Here is a 6,424-nt window from a genome sequence, read left to right as displayed (position 1 = left end):
TCTCGCGAAGGGTCAAGAGGAACGCGAGGCGCTCGAAGAACGTGCGCAGGAAAAACACGGCGAGGTGGTCGAATACACGGTCGAGTTGTTCAAGGAGGCGGTGCATGCTCAGACCTGAGCGGATGAGCCGGATCTCGGTCACGGGATCCAAGCGTGTGATGGACGATGCTATCGAAGCCATCCACGATCAGAACCTGTTGCACGTCACCGAGTACGACGGTACCTGGGAGGGGTTCAATCCGGGGGATCCGGTCGAAGGCGCGGAGGAAGCCGCGGAAAAGCTCGTTACCGTCCGTGCTCTTCAGAGTACCCTCGGTGTTACCGAGGATGACGCTCGAGCGCGTATCATCGGCGACGATGAGCTTGAGTCGGAACTTGAGGAGACCCGTCAGCGCGTCAACGAACTCGATGACCGACGGACGGGCTTGGAGGATGAACTGCGCGAGATCGAGGACAGCATCGAGACCGCTCGTCCGTTCGCGGAGTTGGAACTCGACCTCGATCTGTTCGCCGGATACGATTCACTGACCGCGGCGGTCGGCGAAGGCAACGCCGACGAGATCCGGGCAGCGCTCGATGACGCGGACGCGGTTGAGGAGTACGAACTCTTCGTGGAGGACCCGTACCTCGCTCTCTTTGTCTACCCGCGGATCGATATACAGGACGCCCTCGTTGGCGTGTCGTTCACCGAGTACGAGGTCCCGGAAGTCGGTGCCGAAGACGAGGCGACGAGCCCCGAGGACTATATCGAAGACCTCCAGCACCGACAGCAGCAGATCAGATCAGAACTCGAGACCGTCGAAAGCGAAGTCGAAGACGTCCGCCACGAGGTCTCGAGCTTTCTGCTCGCTGCCGAGGAAAAGCTCGCGATCGAGGTTCAAAAACGGGAGGCGCCGCTGACATTCGCGACAACCGAGAGCGCCTTTATCGCCGAGGGCTGGGTTCCGACCGAACGACGCTGGGATATCGAAGACGCGCTCGAGGACGCTGTCGGCGATCACGTCGAGGTTGAAGAACTCGAACGCGCATCCTACAATGAGGATGGCCACGCTCACGATCGCCAGTCGGTCGACGAAAGTGGCCGCGGCGAAGCGGTCGCCACCGACGGTGGCGCGGAGATGAGCGGCGGCAAACCGCCGGTCATACAGAGCAATCCCGATCCGGTAAAACCGTTTGAGACACTTGTCGGCGTTATAAACCGGCCGAGCTACGACGAGGTCGATCCGACGCTGATCCTGTTTTTGACTTTTCCGGCGTTCTTCGGGTTCATGATCGGTGATCTCGGATATGGAATCCTCTACGTCGTACTTGGATATCTGCTGATGAGCCGGTTCGAATCCGACGCGATCCGATCACTCGGCGGCGTCGGCGTCGCAGCCGGTATTTTCACCGGCGTGTTTGGCGTGTTGTACGGCGAGTTCTTCGGACTCCACCAGCTCGGCGAGATCGTCTGGGGCGGTAGTCCGCCGATCCACAAGGGGCTGACCCCGACCCACGCCAACTACGCGATCGGGTGGCTCGTCGTGAGCCTGCTGATCGGAATGGTCCACCTCGCCGTTGGCTGGATGATCGACTTCTATCAGAACCTCTCGCACGGTGTCGGCGATGCGGTACTTGAGAGCGGCTCGTGGCTGCTGATGATGTTCGGCCTGTGGGCGTGGGTCTTCGCTGACGCGCCGCCGACCGGTGCGGCACCGGATCTGCTCACCACTGCCGAAAGCGGCGTCTTCGCTGGCCATCCGTTCGCGCTCGGGTTTACCGGCTTCGACCCCATCATCGGGTTTGCGGGACTCGCCTTGTTCGTTCTTGGCTTCGCGCTGCTCGTCGCCGGCGAGCCGATCGAGGGCGTCGAGTTCCTGAACGTGCTCGTGAACGTGCTTTCCTACACCCGGATCGCTGCAGTGCTGCTCGCGAAGGCCGGGATGGCCTTCGTGGTCAATCTGCTCGTCTTCGGTGTGTACGTCACCGAAGAGACTCACGGCGGCGAGACGGTTGACGCCTGGCACTTCGGTCTGGGCGGGATGCCGGAGGGTGCCGGAACGATGTTCCACGGCCACGAGGTCGTCGAAATCATGTCTCCCGGCCTGGTCCACGGCGGTATCGCGGCCGTGCTCGTCGGCGCCCTCGTTCTCGTTATCGGGCACCTGCTCGTGCTCGCACTCGGTGTCACGAGTGCCGGGCTTCAGGGAGTTCGTCTCGAGTACGTGGAGTTCTTCGGGAAATTCTACGAAGGAGGGGGCAAGGAGTATCGGCCATTCGGCCACGATCGGACCTACACGACCGAGGACTGACGTCGAGGCATACCCCTCGAAGCGCGTATTTTTCGAACACTCGGCAACCACCTGTACGGGCCCGTATGCGATGGAAGACACATCGCTTGACTGTATTTGAGAAGCTTTATGAGCACTGTAGGAACATATGAAATCGTTCGGAAACAAGTCGACCAACAAAAACCAATACATATGATAGAACTTGCTACGGAAGTTGGTAGTGTTGCACCGGTACTTCAAGCAGGCGCGGAAGGCGGTCCGGCCCTGACGGCGCCCGGCGCGGCCGCACTGGCGGTCGGTCTTGCCGCGCTCGGCGCAGGGATTGCCGAGCGTGGTATCGGCGCTGCGGCCATGGGCGCTATCGCGGAGAACGAGGATCTCTTCGGCCGAGGGCTGATTATGACTGTCCTGCCGGAGACGCTCGTTATTCTAGCGCTTGTCGTCGTCTTCGTCGTCTAAACCGCACTCAATTTTCCAAACAATGAGTCTTGATACGGTCGTAGAGGACATTCGAGACGAAGCCCGCGCACGTGCGAACGAGATCAAATCAGAGGGGGAAGAACGTGCCGACGAGATCGTCTCCGAGGCGAAACGCGACGCCGAAGAGATCCGCCAGCAGGCTGAACGCGATGCCGAACGGCGGATCGAGCAGGAGCGCGAACAGAGGATCTCCGGTGCAAAGCTTGAGGCAAAGCAGGAGCGCCTCGATGCTCGGCGTGAAGTCATCGAAGAGGTCCGCGAGGACGTCGAAGCACGGATCGCCGCCATCGACGGCGATGAGCGTGCGGAACTGACTCGGACGCTTCTGGATGTCGCAGCCAAAGAGTTCAGCGACGCGAACGTCGTTCATGTCCACGGCCGGGCAGACGACGAAGAACTGCTGGAGGCAATCCTCGAAGACTACGACGGCTTTGATCTCGGCGAATCGATCGAGTGTCTCGGCGGCGTCGCTGTCGAGGCCGAAGAGTCCCGAGTTCGCGTGAGCAACACGTTCGACTCCATCCTAGAAGAGATCTGGGACGATAACCTGCGCGAAATCAGCGCACGGCTCTTCGAAGAATGAGCGTCAAAACCGAAGGAAGTTCGAACTACGAATACGTCACTGCGCGAGTCCGATCGCGACGGGCGAAGCTATTCGACGAGGACGACTATCGAAAGTTGGTACGTATGGGCCCGAGCGAAATCGCTCGGTTCATGGAGGAAACCGAGTACGAGGCCGAGATGAACGCGCTGGGTGCGCGTCACTCGGGTATCGACCTCGTCGAGTACGCGCTCAACAGGAACCTCGCAAAGCACTTCGACGATCTACTAACGTGGTCCGATGGCCCCCTGTACGGATACGTCGCAAACTACCTCCGGAAGTTCGATACCTGGAACGTCAAAACGGTCATTCGCGGCATCTACACCGACGCGGATCGTGAGAGTATTCAGGACGACCTGATCCGGACCGGCGAGTTCTCCGAGCGGTCTCTCGACCGCCTGGTCGACGCGACGAGCATCGAAGAGGTAGTCGATCTGCTGGAAAACACCATCTTTGCGGATCCACTCAACGAGGCCTTCTCGGACTACGAGAGCCAAGACGTGCTCGTACCGCTGGAAAACGCGGTCGACCGCGCGTTTTATTCGCACCTGATGGACAATATCGGGACCCCGGAGCCGGACACGCCGACGGCCCTGTATCGGGAGTTTCTGCAGGCAGAAATCGACTTCCGAAACGTTCGGAACGCGCTTCGCATCGCCCGCAGTAATGCCGACATCGATCCTGCGGCGTACTTCATGGACGGTGGGCGGCTGTTCCGCGCAGACGAGTTGCGACAACTCGTATCGAACACCGACGAGTTGGTCGAGCGCATTCGGGAGAGCACCTATGGTGACGATCTCGTCGAGGCACTCGAAAGCCTCGAGGACATCGACAGCCTCATTCAATTCGAGCACGCGCTCGATACCGCGCTGTTGGAGTACTCCGAAAAGCTCTCGAATCGGTATCCGCTGTCGGTCTGCCCGGTACTCTCGTACATTCTCGCGAAGGAACGCGAAACCGATAATATCCGGGCGATCGCACGTGGACGGGAAGCCGGGCTTTCCGTCGAAGAGATCGAAGAGGAACTGAGAGCATGAGCGAGGAAATCGCCGTCGTCGGCAGTCCGGATTTCACGACCGGCTTTCGCCTCGCAGGCGTCCGCCGGTTCGAGAACGTGCCGGTCGATGAAAAAGCGGAGCGCCTTGACGACGCCGTTACGTCGGCGCTCGATGATGAGGGCGTCGGGATCGTCGTCATGCACGACGAGGACGTTGAGCAGCTGTCACGCACAGTTCGACAACGGGTCGAAACGAGTGTCGAACCGGTCGTCGTCACGCTGGGTGGCGGGACCGGTTCGGGTAATCTGCGCGAGCAGATCAAACGCGCCATCGGCATCGACCTGATGGACGAGTAATCATGAGTCAAGCAACTGCAAGCGAAACCACAGACGAGGGCGTAATCGAGAGCGTCAGCGGTCCGGTCGTGACCGCGACCGATCTCGGTGCCCGGATGAACGACGTCGTCTACGTCGGCGAGGAAGGGCTGATGGGCGAGGTCATCGAGATCGAGGGGGACATCACCACTATCCAGGTGTACGAGGAGACGTCCGACGTCGCCCCCGGCGAACCCGTCGAGAACACGGGCGAGCCGCTCTCCGTCGATCTCGGACCGGGCATGTTGGACAGTATCTACGACGGCGTCCAGCGGCCGTTGGACGTTCTCGAAGAAAAGATGGGGGCGTTCCTCGACCGCGGTGTCGACGCACCCGGCATCGACCTCGAGAAGACCTGGGAGTTCAACCCCGAGGTCGAGGTCGGTGACGAGGTCACGTCCGGCGACGTCGTCGGGATCGTTCCCGAGACCGAGAGCATCGACCACAAGGTGTTGGTGCCGCCGGGCTACGACGGCGGCGAGGTCACCGAGATCGAGTCGGGGTCGTTCACCGTTGACGAGACAATCGCCGAACTCGACAACGGCGAGGAGATCGCGATGCGTCAGGAGTGGCCGGTTCGGGAACCCCGCCCGACGGTCGAGAAGGAGACGCCGACGACGCCGCTCATCTCTGGGCAGCGCATCTTGGACGGTCTCTTCCCGATCGCGAAGGGCGGCACTGCGGCGATTCCGGGGCCATTCGGCTCCGGGAAGACGGTCACTCAACACCAACTCGCCAAGTGGGCCGACGCGGACATCGTCGTCTACGTCGGCTGTGGCGAGCGCGGCAACGAGATGACCGAGGTCATCGAGGACTTCCCCGAACTGGAGGACCCGAAGACCGGCAAGCCGCTCATGTCCCGGACGTGTCTCATCGCGAACACGTCCAACATGCCCGTCGCGGCGCGTGAGTCCTGTGTGTATACGGGTATCACGATCGCCGAGTACTACCGCGACATGGGATACGACGTGGCACTCATGGCCGACTCCACCTCGCGGTGGGCCGAGGCCATGCGGGAGATCTCCTCGCGGCTTGAGGAGATGCCCGGCGAGGAAGGCTACCCGGCGTACTTGGCTGCCCGCCTCTCGGAGTTCTACGAGCGTGCCGGCAAGTTCCAGAACCTCAACGGCAGCGAGGGCTCGATCTCGGCGATCGGCGCTGTCTCGCCGCCCGGCGGGGACTTCTCGGAGCCTGTCACCCAGAACACGCTACGTATTGTCAAGTGTTTCTGGGCGCTGGATGCGGATCTGGCCGAACGGCGACACTTCCCTTCAATCAACTGGAACGAGTCGTACTCGCTGTACACCGAACAGCTCGATCCGTGGTGGCGCGAGAACGTCAACGAGGAGTACCCCGAAGTGCGGCAGTGGGCCGTTGACGTCCTTGACGAGGAGAGTGAGCTCCAAGAAATCGTCCAACTCGTCGGTAAGGACGCTCTGCCGGATGACCAGCAGCTGACCCTTGAGGTCGCCCGCTACATCCGCGAGGGGTGGCTCCAGCAGAACGCCTTCCACGATGTCGACACCTACTGTGAGCCCGAAAAGACCTACCTCATGTTGACCGCGATCCAGCACTTCAACGAGGAGGCCTTCGAAGCGCTCGAGGCCGGCGTCCCCGTCGAGCAGATCGTCGACGTCGAGTCAATCTCGCGGCTCAATCGGATGAACACGCAGGAAGACTTCGAGAACTACATCGACGAGC

6 protein-coding genes are annotated in these 6,424 nt (G+C 61.1%); all 6 read left to right on the top strand.

Annotation, left to right across the window (positions count from 1 at the left end; all coding sequences use genetic code 11):
• Positions 1 to 104: 104 nt before the first annotated feature.
• Entirely contained in the window at positions 105 to 2,291 is a 2,187-nt protein-coding gene (locus ACI944_RS10190; protein WP_411718937.1) for a V-type ATP synthase subunit I, read from the top strand.
• A gap of 171 nt (positions 2,292 to 2,462) precedes the next feature.
• Positions 2,463 to 2,729, top strand: coding sequence for a F0F1 ATP synthase subunit C (locus ACI944_RS10185; protein WP_411718936.1), 267 nt, complete (start codon positions 2,463 to 2,465; stop codon positions 2,727 to 2,729).
• Between the two features lie 22 nt (positions 2,730 to 2,751).
• Positions 2,752 to 3,333 (top strand): V-type ATP synthase subunit E, encoded by a 582-nt coding sequence (locus tag ACI944_RS10180; protein ID WP_411718935.1) that lies wholly within the window; start codon positions 2,752 to 2,754, stop codon positions 3,331 to 3,333.
• Complete coding sequence (locus ACI944_RS10175; protein ID WP_411718934.1) at positions 3,330 to 4,388, top strand: V-type ATP synthase subunit C; 1,059 nt, start codon at positions 3,330 to 3,332, stop codon at positions 4,386 to 4,388. Before ACI944_RS10180 ends, ACI944_RS10175 begins: the two co-directional genes overlap by 4 nt.
• A complete protein-coding gene (locus ACI944_RS10170) occupies positions 4,385 to 4,705 on the top strand; it encodes a V-type ATP synthase subunit F (RefSeq protein WP_411718933.1) in 321 nt (106 codons plus the stop codon). The genes ACI944_RS10175 and ACI944_RS10170 overlap by 4 nt, the downstream gene beginning before the upstream one ends.
• A 2-nt stretch (positions 4,706 to 4,707) precedes the next feature.
• Positions 4,708 to 6,424, top strand: a 1,717-nt coding sequence (locus ACI944_RS10165; RefSeq protein ID WP_411718932.1) for an ATP synthase subunit A, incomplete at its 3' end; no start/stop codon positions are given.

Origin of the sequence: Natronomonas sp. (assembly GCF_046710025.1) — an archaeon.
Taxonomy (GTDB): domain Archaea; phylum Halobacteriota; class Halobacteria; order Halobacteriales; family Haloarculaceae; genus Natronomonas.
This window is presented reverse-complemented; position numbering and strand designations above follow the sequence as displayed.

Excerpts from the sequence above, each read along its gene's own strand:
- ACI944_RS10190 (WP_411718937.1), top strand. The coding sequence starts at position 105 with ATGCTCAGACCTGAGCGGATGAGCCGGATCTCGGTCACGGGATCCAAG.
- ACI944_RS10185 (WP_411718936.1), top strand. The coding sequence starts at position 2,463 with ATGATAGAACTTGCTACGGAAGTTGGTAGTGTTGCACCGGTACTTCAA.
- ACI944_RS10180 (WP_411718935.1), top strand. The coding sequence starts at position 2,752 with ATGAGTCTTGATACGGTCGTAGAGGACATTCGAGACGAAGCCCGCGCA.
- ACI944_RS10175 (WP_411718934.1), top strand. The coding sequence starts at position 3,330 with ATGAGCGTCAAAACCGAAGGAAGTTCGAACTACGAATACGTCACTGCG.
- ACI944_RS10170 (WP_411718933.1), top strand. The coding sequence starts at position 4,385 with ATGAGCGAGGAAATCGCCGTCGTCGGCAGTCCGGATTTCACGACCGGC.